Origin of the sequence: Bradyrhizobium manausense, assembly GCF_018129685.1 — a bacterium.
Taxonomy (GTDB): domain Bacteria; phylum Pseudomonadota; class Alphaproteobacteria; order Rhizobiales; family Xanthobacteraceae; genus Bradyrhizobium; species Bradyrhizobium manausense_D.
In genome coordinates this window covers 346599-365396 of the sequence record NZ_JAFCLG010000003.1, presented here as the reverse complement: position 1 = coordinate 365396, position 18798 = coordinate 346599, and the positions used below count along the sequence as shown (strand labels likewise).

At 64.0% G+C, this 18798-nt stretch carries 21 protein-coding genes; 7 read left to right on the top strand and 14 right to left on the bottom strand.

Going from position 1 to position 18798, the window contains the following annotated elements; genetic code table 11:
• Window positions 1-18 precede the first annotated feature (18 nt).
• Entirely contained in the window at window positions 19-357 is a 339-nt protein-coding gene (locus JQ621_RS12095; RefSeq protein ID WP_212234920.1) for a DUF6665 family protein, read from the top strand.
• Window positions 354-1547 (top strand): lanthionine synthetase C family protein, encoded by a 1194-nt coding sequence (locus JQ621_RS12090; protein ID WP_212234919.1) that lies wholly within the window; start codon window positions 354-356, stop codon window positions 1545-1547. The genes JQ621_RS12095 and JQ621_RS12090 overlap by 4 nt, the downstream gene beginning before the upstream one ends.
• Window positions 1548-1872: 325 nt before the next feature.
• Here JQ621_RS12090 and JQ621_RS12085 read toward each other — a convergent pair whose 3' ends face one another.
• From JQ621_RS12085 to JQ621_RS12055, 7 genes are all read right to left on the bottom strand, one after another.
• A complete protein-coding gene (locus tag JQ621_RS12085; RefSeq protein ID WP_212234918.1) occupies window positions 1873-2334 on the bottom strand; it encodes a hypothetical protein in 462 nt (153 codons plus the stop codon).
• Between the two features lie 3 nt (window positions 2335-2337).
• Complete coding sequence (locus JQ621_RS12080) at window positions 2338-3165, bottom strand: FAD:protein FMN transferase (RefSeq protein WP_212234917.1); 828 nt, start codon at window positions 3163-3165, stop codon at window positions 2338-2340.
• Window positions 3162-3620, bottom strand: a complete 459-nt coding sequence (locus tag JQ621_RS12075) for an FMN-binding protein (protein ID WP_212234916.1) — start codon at window positions 3618-3620, stop codon at window positions 3162-3164. Before JQ621_RS12075 ends, JQ621_RS12080 begins: the two co-directional genes overlap by 4 nt.
• Window positions 3621-3631: 11 nt before the next feature.
• Window positions 3632-4741, bottom strand: a complete 1110-nt coding sequence (locus JQ621_RS12070) for a hypothetical protein (protein ID WP_212234915.1) — start codon at window positions 4739-4741, stop codon at window positions 3632-3634.
• A 33-nt stretch (window positions 4742-4774) separates the two neighbouring features.
• Window positions 4775-4954, bottom strand: coding sequence for a hemin uptake protein HemP (gene hemP / locus JQ621_RS12065; protein ID WP_212234914.1), 180 nt, complete (start codon window positions 4952-4954; stop codon window positions 4775-4777).
• A gap of 446 nt (window positions 4955-5400) precedes the next feature.
• The gene (locus tag JQ621_RS12060; RefSeq protein WP_212234913.1) at window positions 5401-6597 is read right to left on the bottom strand and encodes an extensin-like domain-containing protein; all 1197 of its coding nucleotides are present in this window, start codon (window positions 6595-6597) and stop codon (window positions 5401-5403) included.
• A gap of 106 nt (window positions 6598-6703) precedes the next feature.
• Window positions 6704-7072, bottom strand: coding sequence for a hypothetical protein (locus JQ621_RS12055; protein WP_212234912.1), 369 nt, complete (start codon window positions 7070-7072; stop codon window positions 6704-6706).
• A gap of 253 nt (window positions 7073-7325) precedes the next feature.
• Between JQ621_RS12055 and JQ621_RS12050 the strand changes: the two genes are divergently transcribed.
• Together JQ621_RS12050 and JQ621_RS12045 are read left to right on the top strand one after the other, a co-directional pair.
• On the top strand, window positions 7326-8090 hold the full coding sequence (locus JQ621_RS12050; RefSeq protein WP_212234911.1) for a DUF2147 domain-containing protein: 765 nt from the start codon (window positions 7326-7328) through the stop codon (window positions 8088-8090).
• 247 nt (window positions 8091-8337) lie between these two features.
• On the top strand, window positions 8338-9801 hold the full coding sequence (locus JQ621_RS12045) for a FecR domain-containing protein (protein ID WP_212235027.1): 1464 nt from the start codon (window positions 8338-8340) through the stop codon (window positions 9799-9801).
• Between the two features lie 204 nt (window positions 9802-10005).
• On the opposite strand, the gene JQ621_RS12040 is transcribed toward JQ621_RS12045, so the two are convergent.
• Window positions 10006-10575 carry an NUDIX hydrolase gene (locus tag JQ621_RS12040; protein WP_212234910.1) on the bottom strand — a complete coding sequence of 190 codons (570 nt, stop codon included), beginning with the start codon at window positions 10573-10575 and terminating at the stop codon, window positions 10006-10008.
• Between the two features lie 66 nt (window positions 10576-10641).
• Window positions 10642-11505 carry an archaetidylserine decarboxylase gene (gene asd / locus JQ621_RS12035; protein WP_212234909.1) on the bottom strand — a complete coding sequence of 288 codons (864 nt, stop codon included), beginning with the start codon at window positions 11503-11505 and terminating at the stop codon, window positions 10642-10644.
• 35 nt (window positions 11506-11540) lie between these two features.
• Here asd and JQ621_RS12030 point away from each other — a divergent pair, with 35 nt between their 5' ends.
• The gene (locus JQ621_RS12030) at window positions 11541-13205 is read left to right on the top strand and encodes an aminotransferase class III-fold pyridoxal phosphate-dependent enzyme (protein WP_212234908.1); all 1665 of its coding nucleotides are present in this window, start codon (window positions 11541-11543) and stop codon (window positions 13203-13205) included.
• Window positions 13206-13399: 194 nt separating this feature from the next.
• Here the strand turns inward: JQ621_RS12030 and JQ621_RS12025 are convergent, their stop codons facing one another.
• The 3 genes from JQ621_RS12025 to JQ621_RS12015 form a co-directional block, all read right to left on the bottom strand.
• The gene (locus JQ621_RS12025; RefSeq protein WP_212234907.1) at window positions 13400-14059 is read right to left on the bottom strand and encodes a hypothetical protein; all 660 of its coding nucleotides are present in this window, start codon (window positions 14057-14059) and stop codon (window positions 13400-13402) included.
• Between the two features lie 154 nt (window positions 14060-14213).
• Window positions 14214-14903, bottom strand: coding sequence for a class I SAM-dependent methyltransferase (locus JQ621_RS12020; RefSeq protein ID WP_212234906.1), 690 nt, complete (start codon window positions 14901-14903; stop codon window positions 14214-14216).
• A gap of 34 nt (window positions 14904-14937) precedes the next feature.
• On the bottom strand, window positions 14938-15990 hold the full coding sequence (locus JQ621_RS12015; RefSeq protein WP_212234905.1) for a glycosyltransferase family 4 protein: 1053 nt from the start codon (window positions 15988-15990) through the stop codon (window positions 14938-14940).
• 272 nt (window positions 15991-16262) lie between these two features.
• On the opposite strand from JQ621_RS12015, the gene JQ621_RS12010 reads away from it, so the two are divergent.
• Together JQ621_RS12010 and JQ621_RS12005 are read left to right on the top strand one after the other, a co-directional pair.
• Window positions 16263-16967 carry a L,D-transpeptidase gene (locus tag JQ621_RS12010; RefSeq protein ID WP_212234904.1) on the top strand — a complete coding sequence of 235 codons (705 nt, stop codon included), beginning with the start codon at window positions 16263-16265 and terminating at the stop codon, window positions 16965-16967.
• A 220-nt stretch (window positions 16968-17187) separates the two neighbouring features.
• Window positions 17188-17526, top strand: a complete 339-nt coding sequence (locus JQ621_RS12005; RefSeq protein ID WP_212234903.1) for a GIY-YIG nuclease family protein — start codon at window positions 17188-17190, stop codon at window positions 17524-17526.
• Between the two features lie 114 nt (window positions 17527-17640).
• Here JQ621_RS12005 and JQ621_RS12000 read toward each other — a convergent pair whose 3' ends face one another.
• Together JQ621_RS12000 and JQ621_RS11995 are read right to left on the bottom strand one after the other, a co-directional pair.
• Window positions 17641-17922 (bottom strand): hypothetical protein, encoded by a 282-nt coding sequence (locus JQ621_RS12000; RefSeq protein WP_212234902.1) that lies wholly within the window; start codon window positions 17920-17922, stop codon window positions 17641-17643.
• Window positions 17919-18704, bottom strand: a complete 786-nt coding sequence (locus JQ621_RS11995; RefSeq protein ID WP_212234901.1) for a DUF899 domain-containing protein — start codon at window positions 18702-18704, stop codon at window positions 17919-17921. The genes JQ621_RS12000 and JQ621_RS11995 overlap by 4 nt, the downstream gene beginning before the upstream one ends.
• Window positions 18705-18798 lie beyond the last annotated feature (94 nt).

Genomic DNA, 18798 nt, shown 5'->3' with positions numbered 1-18798 from the left:
GCAATTATAATGGGCTTCATGCCCCGTGATCTTCGCCCGCCGGTCGATATCCTCCATTACGAGATCGTCCAGGAACAGGCCTCAGCGCTTGGACGAATGGGCCGCGCCCTCGAACAGGCGCTCGCGCAATTGCGCGAGTTCGACGCCGCCCACGCAGAGACGCCGGCCTCCCTGCAGCAAGCGCGGCGCAAGCTGGTGATGGCAGCCGGCCAGGCACTCTGGATGTTCGTCGTGCAACGCGAGGCAACGGGCCTGCGCGACAGCCGCCACATCATGCGGACTTACAACGTTCCCGCCGAAGTCCAGCTCTGCATGGGGCTGGCGCCGCCAACAGACACCGCAAGACACAGGTCATGATCGCGCCCGGCCGCCATCGCGCGCTTGTGAACGACGCCTGGAGCGAGCTGGCTGCCCGCACTGCGATGGCAGACATCGTTGCCGATGCTGTCGCTGATTTCGATCCAGAAACGTTTTGGCCCGGTCACCCCGGCGACGATGGAGCCGGAGACGGCAACCCCAGCTTCTATTTCGGCGCGGCAGGTGTCATCTGGGCGCTCGACTATCTGAATCGTGTCGGCGCCAGCCCCGTCGCAAAAGACTTTCGTGCGAGCCTGCCGAAGCTCCTCGAACGAACGACCGCCAAATTCGAGCGCGATTCGCCCGCCGGCTACGCCAAGCACGGCTCGCTACTATTCGGCGACATGGGCGCCGGGCTTGTCGCCATGCGCCTTGATCCGACACCCGGCCTGGCTGATCTCGTCTACACGCGGGCCGAAGCCAATGGCGGGCTCCCGATCCGCGAGCTGATGTGGGGCATGCCCGGATCCATGCTGGCTGCGATCCACATGGCCGAGATGACGAAGGAGCAGCGATGGCGTGGCCTCTTCGAAATGCAAGCCGCCCGGCTCCTGGATGATCTTGAAGACTCGCCACAAGGTCGGCTCTGGACCCAGGATCTCTACGGCGCCAAGGACCGCTGGCTCGGGCCTGTGCATGGCTTCGCCGGCAACGTCATTCCGTTGCTGCGTGGTTGGGACTGGCTGACACCTGGACAACGGGCGCTCGTGGCCGATGTGGTGCCGCAGGCCTTGGCGGCGAATGCGTGGACGTCCGAGGTCGGAACAAATTGGGGCGCGAGAAGCAAGCGCGAGACTCCACCGACCCTGTGCCAGCACTGCCACGGCGCCCCCGGCATGGTGACGGCATTCGCCGACGCGCCGTTTGCGATGCCAGACTTTGACGCGCTTCTCCTGGAGGCCGGCCGCTTCACCTGGGCCGCCGGTCCCCTGACCAAAGGTTCGAACCTCTGCCACGGCACCGGCGGAAACGGCTACGCGTTCCTCAAACTTTACCGCCGCACCAACGATGCTCTCTGGCTCGACCGGGCACGCCAATTCGCCATGACGGCCATCGTCCAGTATCGCGGCTCCAAGACCGCCGTCGGCCGCGGACGCTATTCGCTTTGGACCGGCGACGTCGGCCTAGCGATCTATCTTTGGGACTGCATCACCGCAGAGCCGCGCTTTCCTACCATCAACGTGTTCTGATCGGAGCTACGACTTGTCGAGAGATCGGTTTGGGAGCAGCCGTACATTGATGTGTACTGCAGGGAATGGTCCGGACGGTTGCGGCGGCGCGCGCTGAGCAGATTCAGAAGGTGAACAGAATGGGTGCGCACCATGAATAGCGATCTGTTTGCTCGGTGTCCTCAACTCCTCGTCCAACATGGCAGTTGCTCTTGTTGAGATCATGGCGCCGACTTGCGCCGACACTGGGTAAGGCGGGGGTGCCTTGGGAGTCGGCATTCGATGAAAGAGCTCGGCGCTGCATGCCGAGTACGCCGCAGTGCTCAGTCTCTCGCCACATTCCCGGTCAGTTCGGCTCCGTACTCAAGTCTGCTGCGCTTTGGCCAACAGTCGCCAACGGCGTCATTTGACGCTGTTTGGCTCTCAGGAACGCGTGCGCCGGAAACGCGATGAAGGAGCCGAAGCCGAAGGCCAGATGCAGCCATTTGGCCGATCGTTGCATCACCTCGTCGCCGTAGTAGAGCACGAGCGCAGTGATGCCAAGAACGCTCATGACGATGATGACCGTCACGCCCGTCATAAGATTGCGGCGACGCAACCAGCCCGAGCGGACGTGAACGGGGAGCAGCGAACCGATCCCCACCAGCAGCGCATAGGCCGAAGCGCCATGCAAAATCAGCAGCAGATGTGCCCAATCGCCTGGATCGTCCGCGACAAGATCATGCACGATGAACCACAACAGGCCGGAGAGGCCCACCGTGATGGTGGAGGCGAAGATCGCCAGCTTTTGCCAGAATCCGAGCCGCACGGTTCACGCCGCCTCGTGTTCGATCGTGTCGTCGCGGGTGATGAAGGCGGTCGCGCCAAAGGCAGCGAAACAGGGGGCCGCAGGATCGCCGAGCTGAATGAGAACTTTGGTCAGGGCGTCCGCGACCAAGCAAGTCGGGGCAACGACGGAGAAGGCGCAGCGCTGCAGCTTCGCGGCCGGCACACCCGCCGTCCCTCCGCGCTTGCCGACCGTCGCAAGCGCCGCTGACGTGGCGATCGCGGCATTGCGCAACAGGCCGACACGCACCACGCGGGTGTTGGTCTCCGGACAGCGGATATAGACCGTCTGGGGCGCAGGGCCGATGGTCCGCATGTCGCCACCGGCATTGACTACGGCCTCCCGTACGCTGCGCGCGCGCAAGATCGCAATGGCGCGATCGACGGCAAAGCCCTTGGCGATGCCGCCGAAATCGATCGCGATCGGTGCCGAGAAGCGAAATCGATCGTCTCCGAGGTGCTCGACGGCGGCAAACGTCCCGCTTTCGACGTGATCCAGACCTCGGGACGGGAGGACTCCGCTCTGCATCAGTTCATATCCAACCGCACAATCGAACAGGCCGCCTGTCGCCTCAAAGACCGTTCGTGCCCAGTGCAGAACTCTGGCGGTCCAGCGATCGACAACGACTGGACCGGACACCGCGTTGCGGTTGAGCCGCGATACGTCGCTGTCCGGTTCGTGAAAGCTCATCAGCCGATGTACCCGCGCAATCGCCTCGAACGCGGCGTTCACGGCCCTCTCCAGGTCGCGTTCGGCAAGGCCGGCCGCTTCGATCTCGACGAAAGTTCCAAGCAGCGGGCGTGCGCGTTTCATCCATGTCCCTTCAGGCTGGACTGGTATCTTTGCAAGACCCGCTTGACGCCGTCGGAAATATGCTTTGACGACAGCGTCGCGCCGCTGATGTTCTTAATGTCGGCGCCGAGTTGCAATGGCGAGTTCGCGCTCTTGCCGACGAACTGCGCGCGCCAGGAGGCGTCGCGCACCTCATAGCCGTAGGATTCCCTGTAGTCCATGATCTCGATCTGCTTGACGGTTCCATTCGGGTTGGTGCCGATGGCAACGGTAATGTCCTCATGTTTCCCGACTACCTTTTCGACGACGAACAAGCCGCCGTTGGACGTTCGCCAGACGTTCGGCTGGCCCGCGCTGGTGAACGTGGCACCCGGGAAGATCGCCCGCTGCGCTTGCTCGACGGTGAAATACGTCGTGGCATAGGCCGAAGTCGAAATCGCTGCGACCGGAAGCCAAACCCAATGACTCGCTTTCATGATTCAGCCCCTCAGAACGTGTAGCCGGCCTTCATCCGGAAACGGAATCTTTCGAAATCGTTGTCCCCGATGTAACCGTTGACCAGAGTGCCCGGCACTGTGTCCGTATGACTGCTTGCCCAAGGCATCTGCCAGAGCGCCGTTGCGGTCAAGAAGAAGCGTTCGCCGCCATAGTGCAAGGTGGGTCCGAGATAGTAGCCGTTGTTCGACTCGTGATTGAACCAAAAGCTATTGACCTCGTGTTCGTTGATGAATTCGAAGCCCGCCGACCAGTTCGGCATAAATCGGTAGGAGACCGCGAGACCGAAATTGATATCGGTCTCCATGCCCCAGCTTCTGGCAGAAGTGGGATCAGTGGGATCAGCCAGCGTGTTGCGGAATTCTGGCGCCCAGGTGAAGTTGAACGCCACGGTCAGGAGATCGTCCATGAAGTTCTTCTGGACGATGATCTTGTTTTCCAGCTCGAAGAAATTCTGGCCCACCGTCGGCTCGGTGTACAGCGCAAGCCCAATGCCGTCGGTGTAGGGACTGAGGATCCGGTAAATCAACTCGCCCGAGACACCGGTGAAGCGCTTTGCCTTGAAGAAATCGTCTGGGCCGGCCGCATAATCGGAAAACTGTTCCGGTGGTGTCGTCGCGCCGAACGGACCGTTGTGATAGGCCTGCGTCCAGGCATAGTTGAGATAGATTGCGGCTTGCAGGTTGCTGGCGAGACCATATTCGAACTCCGTCCGCCCTTCGATCTGGTCATAGGTGCCACTGTTCTTCCGATGCCGCCATGTCACCCATTGCTCGACCTCCTTGCCGCCCTGCGGGAGGAGATCGGTGGTGTAGACGAAGGCGAACGTGGACTCTTCGGCGAAGGCGGCTGAAGCGGTTAGCGACAGCATCGCCGCAAGCGCGCCCGCACAGATCGCGCGGCTGCAGCCTGTAGGCGCTCGTCTCACGACTTCGGAGCCGCCTCGTTCCCCGACCCGTGGCAACGCCAACGACCAGGACGCAAAAAGATAGATTCTTCCAACCATCGCCACCCCCTTTTGGGCTTTGTGCCAAGACCTCTGTTTGTGGCTGGCTTCCTCCACGCTGGCGGAGGTGGCTGGCTGAAAACTGGACTGTTCCATTTGCGCGGGCTCGAATTCCCCAATTCTCGCCCGCTATTTCGTCAGAATGAGCTTGCCTGCAGCTGTCAGCTGCAGCCGATAGATCTCCTCTTCGTGTCTGATCACCAGTAGCCTTTGGTCCCCCAGGAGGTCTCTGCTGCTGATCGTTCGCGGCGCCCTCCCGGCAGGCGGCACAGCGGCCGATCCGCCATCGTCACCCGATTTGTCGACCATCGAATTCCCATACCTCATCGATATCCGCAGACGGCTGTCGGCAAATTCGTCCCTCTGAACGCAAGTCTGTTCAGCCCTGCAGAGTCCCACTCCCGGGTTGGCCACCCGGCGAGCAATTGCGCGGCTCGGCTTTGGAAATAGACTGCCGAGTGAAGTTGAGACAACATGCCTCAGCTAGAATCCATCTAATGAGGAGCTTGACGCGACAGCTTCAATTCCGGACGGATCAGCTGGCTTGCCCAGCAAGATCAACAAGATGCCGTTCGCAAAGGACAATGAAGCAACGCTCCGTGGCCGGCGTCGATCGATTTGGAAATGATCTAAGTGCGAGCACAAGCCCTAAGCGAGCGCGAAGGCGCGCGCCAGGTCAGGAAATGCACTACGATTTCTCTGACGTTGACTCTGCTGAGGCGACTTCAGCGCACCGGGTGGTTTCGCGCGCTAGGCTAGTCGTCCGAGAACTCGTCTTCCTCGTTGATCTTCTCGTGCTTGCCGCCCTTGCGCGCACCGAGCGCGCCGGTGACGTAGGGATCACGCGAATTGGCGTAGGGACTGCGGCCACCCGCGCGCGCGGCAACCTCTTCTCCGGAAACCGCGGCGGGCTGGCAGATCAGGCGGCGGCTGGCGCGACGCATCAGATCGACGTGGATGTGATCGTAGTGATAGACGTTCGAGCCCGGCGCCAGCACCGTGGTGAAATGCGCGCACGCGCCGGACTGGACGTCGCGCAGAAAGCCCTGCTCTTCCGGCATGCCGCGCCAGCCGTCCTTCACCGTGATGCGGCGGCCGTCGGCAAGCGTGAAGGCGGCGATGTCGAGCGCGTTGCCGAAGGCGTGCTCGGAGATATGGGCATGCGGGTTGCCGTTCATGCCGCGGCAGGAATAAGCGGAGATCTGCTTGATCTCGACCACGCGGGCCCCGAACCAGCGCATCGCAGACGGCTGCACGCTGTCGGCGAACCAGCGGTCGAGCTCGGACACGATCGGACAGGCCAGCGTCGCCGTCGGCTTCACCGCGACCGGACCGACGGCGGTGACGGGATCGCCCTGCGCAGGACCCAGCCGCGGCAACGGCTGTTGCGCGGGCGCCTGCGAATACGGCGCCGTCTGCCGCGCCGGATAGCTCGGCGCATTCATGTAGCGTGAGGCGCCAGCGGCATCGGTGCCCTCAGGCGGCAGGTCGATCTCGTCTTCCTGTGGCGCAACGCCGGGCGCGCTCAGCGACACCGGGCCTGAAGATGCCCCATAGCCGGCAGGCTGGCGCACCGCGCTCTCGGGATAATTCGACCGCTGCGGATAATTGGAGGCCGGATAGTTCGATTGCCGCTGGCTCACCGGCCAGCGCGGCTGGTTGCCGACATTGCCGGGCGGCCGCAGCTCTTCATCGGCGAAACCGTAGCTTCCGGAGGGATCGCCGATCGCAGCAACCTTCAGCGGGAACTCGGCGCCGCACATGCCGGGGCCGGAGATCGGATCGATCCGGACGATGTCGGCACTCTCTTTCACGGCGCCCGATTTCAGGCACGCCGCTTCGGCCTCGGCTCGCCACGGTTCACGTTCGGCCTGGAAAAAGCCGCGTCCGCAACCCGCGAGCGAAACGAGGACGATGGAGCCGACGAGATACAAACGAACTCCGCGCGTCATGCGCGCACGTTCGGTGAATTTGCTTAAAGACTCTTCAACGTGTCGATTTCAGCCTTCCTTAACCATGCCGGCCGCGCGCAGCCCGTCGCGGTGGTGGCGAGTGCCATCAGTAGTTCGAGCAGTCCGATCCGGTGATGCCGCCGATCTTGAAGCTGCGGCACATCATGCCGGGATTGTCAGGATCGGGATAGCGATCGTCCTTCTCGTGACGTGTATAGTTGAAGCGCCATCCGCGAGCACGCATGCAGCGCTTGTACTCCGCCGATGTCGGCGTGCCGTTCTTTGGTGCACCCAACTGCGCGTCGCAGAAGGAGCCGTCGATCTTCAGCGCGTCGTCGCCGCGCTTCTGTTTCAGAACATTGGTCCAGATATCGGTGTCGGCGCGGGCCGAGATCGCGCTGCCGATCAGCAGCGCTGCGATGAGGCCAACACATTGGCCAAGACTCTTTCCAAGACTCTTTCCAGGACGTTTCATGTGCAATCTCCTTGCGCCGTCGGCCATCGGTCGCGCGCAGGGCGAATGCGGGTTCGGTGGGAGCGGATTACAAATTCGACAGGGAAACGACTGGTTTCCGTCTTCCCTTGTCTGGGCAGCCGCTCCGGCGGATCGAGGTGGCCGTTGTGACGTCCATCACAGAGAGCCGAAGCCGTCAGGCATAGGGTCGAACCACATCCGGTCCAGCGCCGACTTCAGTCCATCTCGGGACCCACACAATTCGGAGGTTGTCATGAACAAGCTCACCATCGCCGCCGCTCTCTTCCTCGCCTCGACCGCCGTCGCGCATGCCGGCAATTCGATCTCCTTCCAGATCGAAGGCCAGAACATCCGCATCGAGACGCCGCGCAACTGCGCATCGCTCGATTGCGTCACCATCGTGGCGCCGGGCCTGTCGAGCAAGCCGATCAAGCTGAACAACATCAACCTCAACGGCCTTGGCTCCAAGGACGATGACAACACCACGCCGAGCACGACATCAGCGCAGCCCGCGCCGCCTCCGGTGCAGCAGCCGCCCGTGCAGCAGGTGCCGGCGCTTGTCACCGCGCCAGCCGCACCCGCTGCTCCGCCCGCCGCCCCGACCGTTGCAGCTGCGCCGTCCGCCGACACGACCACTCAGCCTGCGCCCGTCGCGCCGCCTGCTCCGGTGACCGCGCCCGCACCGGTTGCCACAGCTCCTGCTGCGCCGGCGCCCGTCACACCCGTCCAGGCCGCGAGCACGCCGATCGGCGTGTGGGCGACCGAAGAGAACAAGGGCAACGTTCGCGTCGAGCAATGCGGCACCAATCTCTGCGGCTACGCCGAGAAGACCAACGAGCAGATCCTGATCAACATGAAGCCCGACGGCGGCAAATGGAGCGGCCGCATCCACGACCCCAATTCCGGCCGCAACTACGATTCGACGATCGCCATGAAGGGGCCGAACGCGATGCGCGTGCAGGGCTGCGCCTTCGGCGGAATGTTCTGCGGCGGCCAGACCTGGAAGCGGGTCGGCTGACGCCCGGAGCGGAAACAGACACAATCCTTGTCATGCCCGGGCTTGTCCCGGGCATCCACGTTCTTCGTCATGCACAACAAGGCGTGGATGGCCGGGACAAGCCCGGCCATGACGCTGTGGAGATATCTGACGGCATGAGAACGTTTGACTGTCCCCTGCGAAAGATGTTCATCCGCCGTTCAGCCGGCTCCGGTTGAAATCGGTCGATCCTGCCTCGCGCTCTCACCGGGACCTCATTGTGGCTTTGATGGTGGCTTGGCGCCGCTTCGTGTTAGCTTTGCCGTTGCTGGCGCTGCCGCTGGCCGGCGCGGACAATGCATGCGCGTCCGACGCGATTGAGCTCGCCCAGGCCCAGCCGCAGGCACAGGCAACGCCCGCACCTTCCGCGACTCCGTCAGCTTCGCCGACGCCGGCCGCGGATGCGCAAGCCACCGCCGTCGAGCCCATCGGCAACGTCGCGACCGTGACGGGCATCGCGACCGTGGTTCGCGACAAGAATTCCTATCCCCTGAAGGTGCGCGACGACATCTATCTCAACGACGTCGTGCAGACGTCCTCGAACTCCTCGCTCGGCATCACCTTCAACGACGCCACCACGTTCAATCTCTCCGCCAGCGCCAAGATCACCATCGACAACTACGTCTATGAGGACGGTGGCCAGCAGAATTCGGCGATCTTCGACATCGGCAAGGGCACGGTCGCCTTCGTCGCAGCGGCAGTGGCGAAAACCGGCGACATGAAGATTGCGACCCCGACCGCGACGCTCGGGATCCGCGGCACCACCGGCGTCGTCGACGTGCCCGCGGGCGGCGCGGCCGCGAGCAACGCCGGCAACGTCAACATCAAGCTCTATCCCGACCCGGACGGCCGGGTCGGTCATATCGACGTCAACGACCGCGCCAGCGGCACGCGGCTCGGCGCGCTGACGCAAGGATCGAGCGGCTTTGCGATTCGGCCGGGTACGGCTGGGCCGGGCGGTCCGCGCTTTGCCGCGGTGCCGATCACCATCCCGCCGCAGCAGCTCGCGCGCGACCGCGGTATCGTCAGCCAGGTGCATGCGGCGCAGACCACCGGCCGCCAGATCGTCACCGAGCAGCGCGACTTCCGCCGTGCCAACCCGGCAGCCAGCAGCCGCATTCCTCGCCCGGCGCAGCCGCCGCAGCAACAGCCATTGCGTCCGAACCCGGCGCCGACCCAGCAGCAGCCGCAGCGGCCGAATGGCCAGCCGGGGCAGAACAACCGTCCGGGTCAGCAGCAGCCAAGCCAGCAACCGGGCGCGCCCAACCGTCAAGGTCAGCAGACGCCGCAGCGCCAGGGACAAGGACAAGGCGGCGCCGCGCAGCCGGGCACGCCACGCACGGGCCAGGGTCTGGGTCAAGGTCAGCGGCAGCCGGGCCAGCAAGGCACCGGGCAGCCGGCCGCCCAGCCGCGCACCGGACAAGGCACGCAGCCCGGGGCTGCGCCGCAGCGACAGCCACAGCGCAACGGACAATCTCCGCAAGCGCCTGGCGCCGTCGTGCCTCCGCCGGGCACGACGTCACAACCGCAATCGCCGCGCACGGGATTGCAACCCGGCACGCAGCCGACGGTCCAGCCGCAACAAGGCGCCGCACCGCGCCAGCCCGGTGTCCAGCAACGCCTGCCCGGCGCTCAACGCCCAGCCGCGCCGCGTAAGCCTCCGCCGGCGCCGAAGGAAAAGAAGAAGCGGTAGATCGTTGAGCCTGCCGGCACCGTCGCTGGGCGCATCCTCCGCTCTCTCATCCGTCATTGCGAGCGCAGCGAAGCAATCCAGACTGTTTCCGCGGAGGCAGACTGGATTGCTTCGCTGCGCTCGCAATGACTGCGGAGAGAGAGCGCGCTCCGCTCCGTTCGCATCAACGCGAGGATGCGACTGTGAGTGGCGCGCGATGAGCGCTCACGCCTCGCCGCGCAGCCAGGCTCTAACCTTCTGCAACAGGCCATGCCGGAATGCGTCGACGGACGCGGCCTCGGCCGGTGTCAGAGTCTGCAAGGCCGCATCGATATCGTTGGCCGCCAGCGTGGGCGTAGGCTCCGGCGCGGGTGACGTGGCGAGGCCCGCCGCGGCGATCGCGATAGGGCCGACCTGGGTGAGGAAGGCGCGCTCATATTCGCGCGACAGGCGCGCGAGCGCGTCGTCCAGCGTCACCCAGTCGACCGCCTTGACGTCGTTCATCAGCTTGCGGACGGGACCACCCTCAGCCTCCATCCGCCAGAAATGCACGACTTTGGAGCGCCCGCCCGACTGGTACACGAGCGTGCCCAGAAATTCGTGGATGGCGACGTCGTGGCCGGTCTCCTCGAGCACCTCGCGGTGTGCGGCCTCCTTCGGCGTTTCGCCGTCGTCGAGCTTGCCCTTGGGCAAGACCCATTCATTGCGCTTGCGCTGACGCACGATAGCCATCAGCGGCGTGTCGCCACGCCGCAGCACAATACCACCCGCCGCCAGTACCGGCGCCCGCGCCATCACAAGTCCCGTCGTCTCGTCTGGTCCCCGCCGAAGATATAGACGCCCGACGCGGCGGAATGAAGACTACTTCCTGCAAAGCAAGGCTTGCCCTGCCTGGATACGCGTCCCCTCGGCAATGCCATCGCAGAACGAAAAGTCACCCGGCGCAAGGATGATGATGGTCGAGCCGTGCTCGAACCAGCCGAGCTCCTCGCCCTTGGTCACGTTGACATCGCAGGGGAAATTGACCGGCCCCTTCGTCTGTGCGTTCAACACCATGTCGAGGAAGTGAAGCCGGATGCTCGCAACCAGGATCGCCGCCACCGGCACCAGTGTCACGGCCTCGCCGGTCGCCAGATGCGTGCGGATCACCGCGCGCTCGTTCTTGCAGAACAGGCGTTCGACCCGCTTCAGTGCGATCGGGTTGACGTTCCAGACGTCGCCATGGATCAGCGTGACGCGCTCGATATGCGCGTCGTACGGCGCATGGAAGCGGTGATACATGCTCGAGGTCAGCCGCAGGGTCACGAAGCTGCCGTTGCGATGCTGCTCGACCAGCGCGGGGTCGCCAAGCAGGTCGAGCAACGAATAGGGCGCCCCCTTGACCTGGAACAGCTCGGTGTCGGCGATCCGGCCGTGAGCACCGACGATACCGTCCGAGGGGCTGGCAACCACGGCAGCATCCGGATCGAATGGCCGCAGGCCCGGTTTGAGTTCCCGGGTAAAGCAGTCGTGCAGGCTCCTGAAATGGTCCTTCTTCGCCTCCGACAGATCGAGGTCGGAGAACAGCTTCCACAGCGCGATGGAGCCGTCACGCACCAGCGGGTTCTCGATCTTGGAAAACCAGCCCATGAAGCGGGTCAGCGCCGCGCGGGGGATGCGGTTGGTCAACAGGAAGTTGAGGTCTTCCTGCTGGGTGAAAGAGGCGATGAAGGCTTTGACTGTCATGAATCTGTCAGCTGGTCCGGTTAGCGCTTATTGTCATGGAAACGACACTCCCGATTCTCTCATTTTCCGTGGCCGCCGCAGCGTCCGCTGCCGCTGTCCTTCCGAAGATCAAGGCGCGGGTCGAGTTGTCCCGCGCCAAGCATCGCTCGCTCGCCGGACACTCCAAGATGTCGCGCCGGGTGGCAAAGCTGCTGCCGTTCTACGAGTTCGAAGGTGACAAGTATTTCGGCTGCGACGGCGCGCCCGACAACGTGGTGAAGCAGCGCAGGGACGCCTTCTTCCGCCTCGCGAGCATCTACGCCGATCGCTACCCCAAGGGCCGTGCGATGACGAAGGAGGCCGCCGAGACGATCTCCGACCTCAACTTCACCGAAAGCTACCGCGTGCCTTTCCAGTTCTCGCGTCTGGTCCGCGAGCATCTGGGCACCTCGACCTTCATGGACTCCTCGAGCGGCGTCACCGTCACAGACGTCGACGGTAACACGTTCTACGACCTCACCGGGTCCTACGGCGTCAACATCTTCGGCAACGACTTCTACAAGGAGTGCATCGAGGGTTCCGAGAAGCGCGCCCACGCGCTCGGCCCGGTGCTCGGCCCCTACCACCCCGTCATTCTCGAGAACGTGCAGCGGCTCTGCCAGATCTCGGGCCTCGACGAAGTCTCGTTCCACATGTCCGGCACCGAGGCCGTCATGCAGGCCGTCCGCCTTGCGCGCTACCACACCAAGCGCACGCATCTGGTTCGTTTCGCCGGCGCCTATCACGGCTGGTGGGGCGACGTGCAGCCCGGCGTCGGCAATCCCATTCCCGCGCACGAGACCTACACCCTGTCCGAAATGTCGGACAAGACGCTGCACGTGCTGCGCACGCGCAAGGACATTGCCTGCGTGCTGGTCAACCCGCTGCAGGGCCTGCATCCGAACAGCAACGCGCCCGGCGATTCCTCGCTGGTCGACAGCTCGCGCGGCGGCAATTTCGATCGCGCGGCCTACACCGCGTGGCTGAAGAAGCTGCGCGAGGTCTGCGACGAGCGCGGCATCGTGCTGATCTTCGACGAGGTCTTCGTCGGCTTCCGCCTCGCCGCCGGCGGCGCCCAGGAATATTTCGGCGTCAAGGCCGACATGGTGACCTACGGCAAGAGCCTCGCCGGCGGCCTGCCGGTCGGCGTGGTCTGCGGCAAGAAGGAATTGATGCGCCGCTTCCGCGACGATCGTCCCGCCGACGTCTGCTTCGCCCGCGGCACCTTCAACTCGCATCCCTACGTCATGACGGCGATGGACGAGTTTTTGAGCCGGCTCGCCAGCCCGAACTTCCGCGCCATCTACGATGGCCTCGATGCGACCTGGAACGGCCGGGTCGAGAAGCTCAACAAGATGATGAGCGACGCAAAACTGCCCGTGCAGTTTGCGAACTTCTCCTCGATCTGGACCGTGAAATACACCACGCCGTCCCGCTACAACTGGATGCTGCAGTACTATCTGCGCGCCGAAGGCCTGGCGCTGAGCTGGGTCGGCACGGGCCGGCTGATCTTCAGCCTCAACTACACCGACGCCGACTTCGCCGAGGTCGCCGATCGCTTCGTCCGCGCCGCCGAGAAGATGAAGGCCGATGGCTTCTGGTGGCACGATGGCGTGCTCACCAACAAGACCATCAAGCGGCAGATCCTGAAAGAGATGATGGCCAAGCGTTTTGGACGCTGAGGCTTTTCCTTCCGCCACCACCGTCATTCCGGGGCGATGCAAAGCATCGAACCCGGAATCTCGAGATTCCGGGTTCGGCTCTTCGAGCCGCCCCGGAATGACGACGGAATTCGCAGTCCCCAAGACGTGGATGCCCGGCACAAGGCCGGGCATGACGCAACCATCAGGCATCGGAGTGGGTAAGGGCTGCGCGCTCAGGCGTGCTGCTCTTCGAGCGTCGGCTCATCGATAAAGCCCAGCGTGTGCTCGGGGTTGAGGTGCAGGCCGGGATCCATCAGCTCGCCGCGCATCAGCGCCAGCGGCGCGTTGCGATAGAGCATCAGGTCGTGGAACGGGTCGGTCAGGATCTTGGTCATCCAGACGAGGCCGGTCTCGACGTCGCGGATGAAGAACAGGTGCACGGTGCGGAACAGCAGTCCGCCGCCGCCGATCACGAGCCAGATCTTGGCCACCTGCCGCATGAAGTCGGCCGCGCTGGCCCAAGGCGTGAACAGGCCGAACAGCGTCGGATCGACCACCAGCACCAGCGGCGACAGTGCCCAGATCGTCATCAGCACGACCTTGCGCTGCAGATTGTAGCCGACCTTGATGTCTTCCTTGTACTCGTGGGTGGCCTGGTTGATGTGGTCGTAATCGTGCGGCTCGAAGAAGAAGTGGCCCGCCTGGCGCGAGGTCATCGAGACCAGCCAGCCGACCAGCGCCGAGATCATCGGATCGACGAACAGCCAGACATAAGCAAAGAGGAAGCTCAGCGCGCTGACGAAGTGCAGGCTCTGATTGATGCGGCTGTGGTGATAATAGCGATGGTCGTCCCAGCGCTGGATTCGCAGCTGCTCGAGGTAATTCTTGATCATGATCTCCCCCAAAATGCTTTCGGGTTCAGGATTTACAGGGATTCGATGTACGCTGTGTGACATCATCATTTTGTCATATGACGATATGCAGCGACGCGGTGACGCACGCGAACGCGTGAGCGGCGGACGAAAGCCGCCGCTCCTGCAGCCTTGCTCAGGCTGCCTTGGCGATGTCGACCTTGCGGAAACGCACAAGCGAGAAATGGCCGAGCGGCGGAATCAGGCGGCGTTCGGCGAGCTCGATGCCCTTGGCGCCGGCGAGCCATTGGGCATAGCGCGACCAGGCGAACTCGGCCGTGCGGAAGCCGAGCGGACGCACCACCGGCTGAAGCTTCTGCTCGATGAAACGGCGCATGCCGGTGTCGGCGCTGACGCGGGTGAGGATGATCAGCTCGCCGCCCGGACGCAGCACGCGGGCGAATTCGTCGAGCGCCTTCTCCGGATTCGGCACGGCGGTGACGACATATTGCGCCATCACGACGTCGAACGAATTGTCGGGGAATTCGAGCTTCTCGGCGTCCATCACCGCAAGGCCTTCGACGTTCTTGAGGTTGCCTTCGCTGACGCGGCGGCGGGCCTTGTCGAGCATCGCTTCCGAAATGTCGGTGCCGAAGATGCGCAGATTGGGGGCATAGAGCGGCAGCGAAATGCCCGTGCCGACGCCGACCTCGAGCACGCGACCGCCGATCTTGTTGGTGGCTGCGATCGCGGCCTGGCGGCCCTTGGCGAACACACCGCCGAACACGAGATCGTAAACGGGCGCCCAGCGGTCGTAGGCCTGCTCGACCGTACCGCGGGTGAGGTCGAGCTGCTGGGTGCCGTCAAGGTTCATGATCTTAGCCATCGATGAGGTTCTCGCTGTGGGTCAAAATGATGGATCAGCCACGCACTGGCCGCCGCGCCATCACGGGCGAGGCGCGCAGGACGCGGCTGGGCTGCAGTGAGGTGAGATTGCCGACGAACTGGCGCGCGCTGTTCTCCCAGGAGCGCTCCAGTGCGAAGTTGCGGCAGGTCTCGCGCGACATGGTCAGCGCGCGCAGGCACGCGGCGCGCAGGTCGTTGTCGATCGCGCCGACCGGATGATCGGCGATGACGTCCTTCGGTCCCGTCACCGGAAACGCCGCCACCGGCGTGCCGCAGGCGAGCGCTTCGAGCTGCACCACGCCAAAGGTGTCGGTGAGGCTCGGGAATACGAAGACGTCGGCGGCGGCCAGATGCGCGGTCAGATCCGCGCCCTTCTTCTCGCCGAGGAAGACGACTTCAGGGTACTTCTTCTCCAGCGCCGCCTTCTGCGGACCATCGCCGACGACGACCTTGGTGCCGGGCAGATCGAGCGAGAGGAATGCTTCGAGGTTTTTCTCGACCGCGACGCGGCCCATGGTCATGAAAATCGGGCCCGGCAGGTCGAGCTTGGCGGGGGAATCAGGATGGAACAGCTCGGTGTTGACGCCGCGCCCCCAGAAGCCGAGCCGCTTGAAGCCGCGCCCCGACAGCTCCTGCCGGAGCGACGGCGTCGCCACCATGGTCATGGCCGCGGCATCATGGAAGTGGCGCAGCACGGCATAGCCGACGGCAACAGGGATGCCGGTCCGCACTGAGACGTATTCGGGAAAACGCGTCGTATAGGAGGTGGTGAAGGCGAGCCCGTTGCGGCGGCAATAGGCGCGCACAGCCCAGCCGATCGGGCCTTCGGTGGCGATATGCAGGGCCTCCGGCGCGCACCTCTCGATCCGCCGCGCGATCTCTTTCCCGTTCGGCAGCGCAATGCGAATGCCCGGATAGGTCGGCAGCGGCCAGGACCTGAAGCCCTCGGGCGTCAGGAAATCGATCTCGACGTCGAGGGCCTTGGCGGCGGCGGCCAGCGAGGTCAGGGTGCGGACCACACCATTGACCTGCGGATGCCAGGCGTCAGTCGCGATTAATACCCGCATGGGGAAATCCCGAGAGTTTGATGATTCTCAGGCATCGACCATCAACGAAGGATATTTCAGGCGTGTGACGTCACATAAGTGTCGGCCCACTGTTTTGTTCGTTAACGAGCCCCTACAGCCACGAAACTGTCATGAAACAATCCTTGCCGCGATGAAACCGTTTTCGGTTTTCCGCGCAAACGTCCCGAAACTTCTTTGCGTTAGGAATTTAAGCAACGAAGCACCGAAACGGTGCCGGGGACCTAAGAAACCCAAGCAAACAGGGGCGACCAATGTTCAATCTGGACACGATGAAGGCGTTTTCGCGCGCCGTTGCTTTTGGCGCCGTGGCGATCTCGGCGATCGCATTGACCGGCCCGGCCAACGCCGCGCCTGTGCAGCTTTTCCCCTTCTTTCAACCGCTGCCGATGATGACTGCGCCGCAGCCGGTCGAGCCTTATCAGCCCTATCAGGCGCCGGCCTATCAGGCCGCACCGTCCGACGATCAGGACGCCGTCGAGACGCCGGCGCGCTTCCGCCGCCAGACCGTCAGCTATTCGACACGTGAAGCCCCGGGCACCATCATCATCGATACGCCCAACACCTATCTCTATTATGTGCTCGGAGGCGGCCAGGCGATTCGCTACGGCATCGGCGTCGGCCGCGATGGCTTCACCTGGTCCGGCACGCAATCGGTGACCAAGAAGGCGGAGTGGCCGGATTGGACCCCGCCGCCGGAAATGATTCAGCGCCAGCCCTATCTGCCGCGCCACATGGCCGGCGGTCCCGGCAACCCGCTCGGCGCCCGCGCCATGTATCTCGGCGGCACCGTCTACCGCATCCACGGCACCAACGCCCCCGACACGATCGGCAAGCACGTCTCCTCCGGCTGCATCCGCCTGACCAATGACGACGTCTCCGACCTCTACTCCCGCGTCAACGTCGGCACCAAGGTGATCGTGCTGCCGATGACCGAGCGGCGGGCCGAGCTTCGGTAAGCAACGCGCGCGATTGAGATGCGAACGGCCCCGGCGATATCGGGGCCGTTTTCGTTCGGGGCCCGGTGAGTGCGGCCATCCTTCGAGACGCCCGCTAAGGCGGGCTCCTCAGGATGAGGTCGGAGTGTGCGGCTTGATGCTTGCGGCAAGCCATGGATACCAGTTAGCCTCATCCTGAGGAGACCGCGCAGCGGTCGTCTCGAAGGACGAGGCGTTCACGATGACCCACGGCGCGTGGCTCTACATTCTCAGATGTGCCGATGGCAGCTACTACATCGGAACGACGCGCACCGAGCTCGACATTAGGATCGCGCAGCACAACGCGGGCACTTTTGCCGGCTATACAAAGTCACGCAGACCCGTGACGCTAGTGTTCTCGCAATGGTTCGACCGCATAACCGACGCGATCGAGTGCGAAAGAAAAGTCAAGAAATGGGGTCGCGCCAAGAAGGAAGCCTTCATGCGCGGCGATTTTACCGAACTGCGTGAATTGGCAAAGCGCAGATCTCACCATCCTTCGAGACGCCCGCCTGCGGCGGGCCCTCAGGATGAGGGCTGAGTGCGCGGCGGCACGTTCGCCGAAGCTCGGATGCAGTTGAGCCTCATCCTGACGAGCTCCTGACGAGCCGCGTCAGCGGCGTCTCGAAGCACCAGGCGGGTGCGCGATGGCCGCTTACCTTGCGCTGCCGCGCCGCCCCGAGATCAGCCGCAGCCATGCCGCCGAATGAAACGCGCTCATCAGGAGATACATCGGCACCATCCCGCCCAGCGACAGCCCGTCACCGGCGGAGCAGAGCATGTCCGCCGAGCCGCCGCCGAGCACGGCCGTCAGCACGGCCATGATCGCGAAGGTCGGGCTGGCCGCAAGACCCAGCCATCGGGCGAGGCTGGATGCGGCCACCCGGCCATCGCGACCGCCATCGGCGGCCGCGTTGACTGAGCAGATCTCGCTCATTGCGCGCCCGGCGCACGGAGCGCGATCTCGCCCGCGTCCGTGATCTCGACCCACTTCTTGTCGGGCTCGCTGCCAGCCTCATAGCTGTCGTGCCAGTTCCACCATTTGTAGGTCGGGGTCTGCGGATAGCCGGCCGGCGAGTCCTCCCAGATTTCCTGGCGGCCGAGCGGCGTGATGTCGAGATAGTTCCAGGTGCCACCCATCTGCTCGTCGCCGCGGCTCTTGATCAGATAGGTGCGGAAGATGCGCGTTCCGTCGCGGAAGAACACGTTGGTGCCGTGCCACTCGTCGACGCCGAAATCGGCATCGAAACTGTCGGTGATGGTGACCCATGGATGGGTCCAGCCCATCCGCTGCTTCAGCCGCGCGATATCCGCCTGGGGGGCGCGCGAGGCGAACACCAGCGTGGTGTCGCGGGCGTTCAGGTGCGAGACATGGGCGACCTGGTCGGCCACCATGGAGCAGCCGCGGCAGGCATGGTCGGGCCAGCCGAACACACCAGGCTCGAAGAAGGCGCGGTACAGGATCAGCTGGCGCCGGCCCTGGAACAGATCGAGCAGGCTGGCCTTGCCCTGGGGCACCTCGAATGCGTAGGTTTTGGTCACTTCCATCCACGGCATGCGCCGGCGTTCGGCAGCGAGTGCGTCGCGGGCGCGGGTATGCGCCTTTTCCTTCACGAGCAGGAGCTGGCGGGCAGCCTCCCACTCCTGCGGCGAGACCACCGGCGGTGTTAGCATGGCACCCTGTCCGTTGGTCGCTGCTTTGTTTGCTGATGTCATCATGGCTCTCCAAATCTCTCGCTCACCGCACATCGTCGGCGGTAAGCAAATCCTCGCACCGAGATGTTGCGCGGTGGGAGTAACAAGTGTGGCGGGA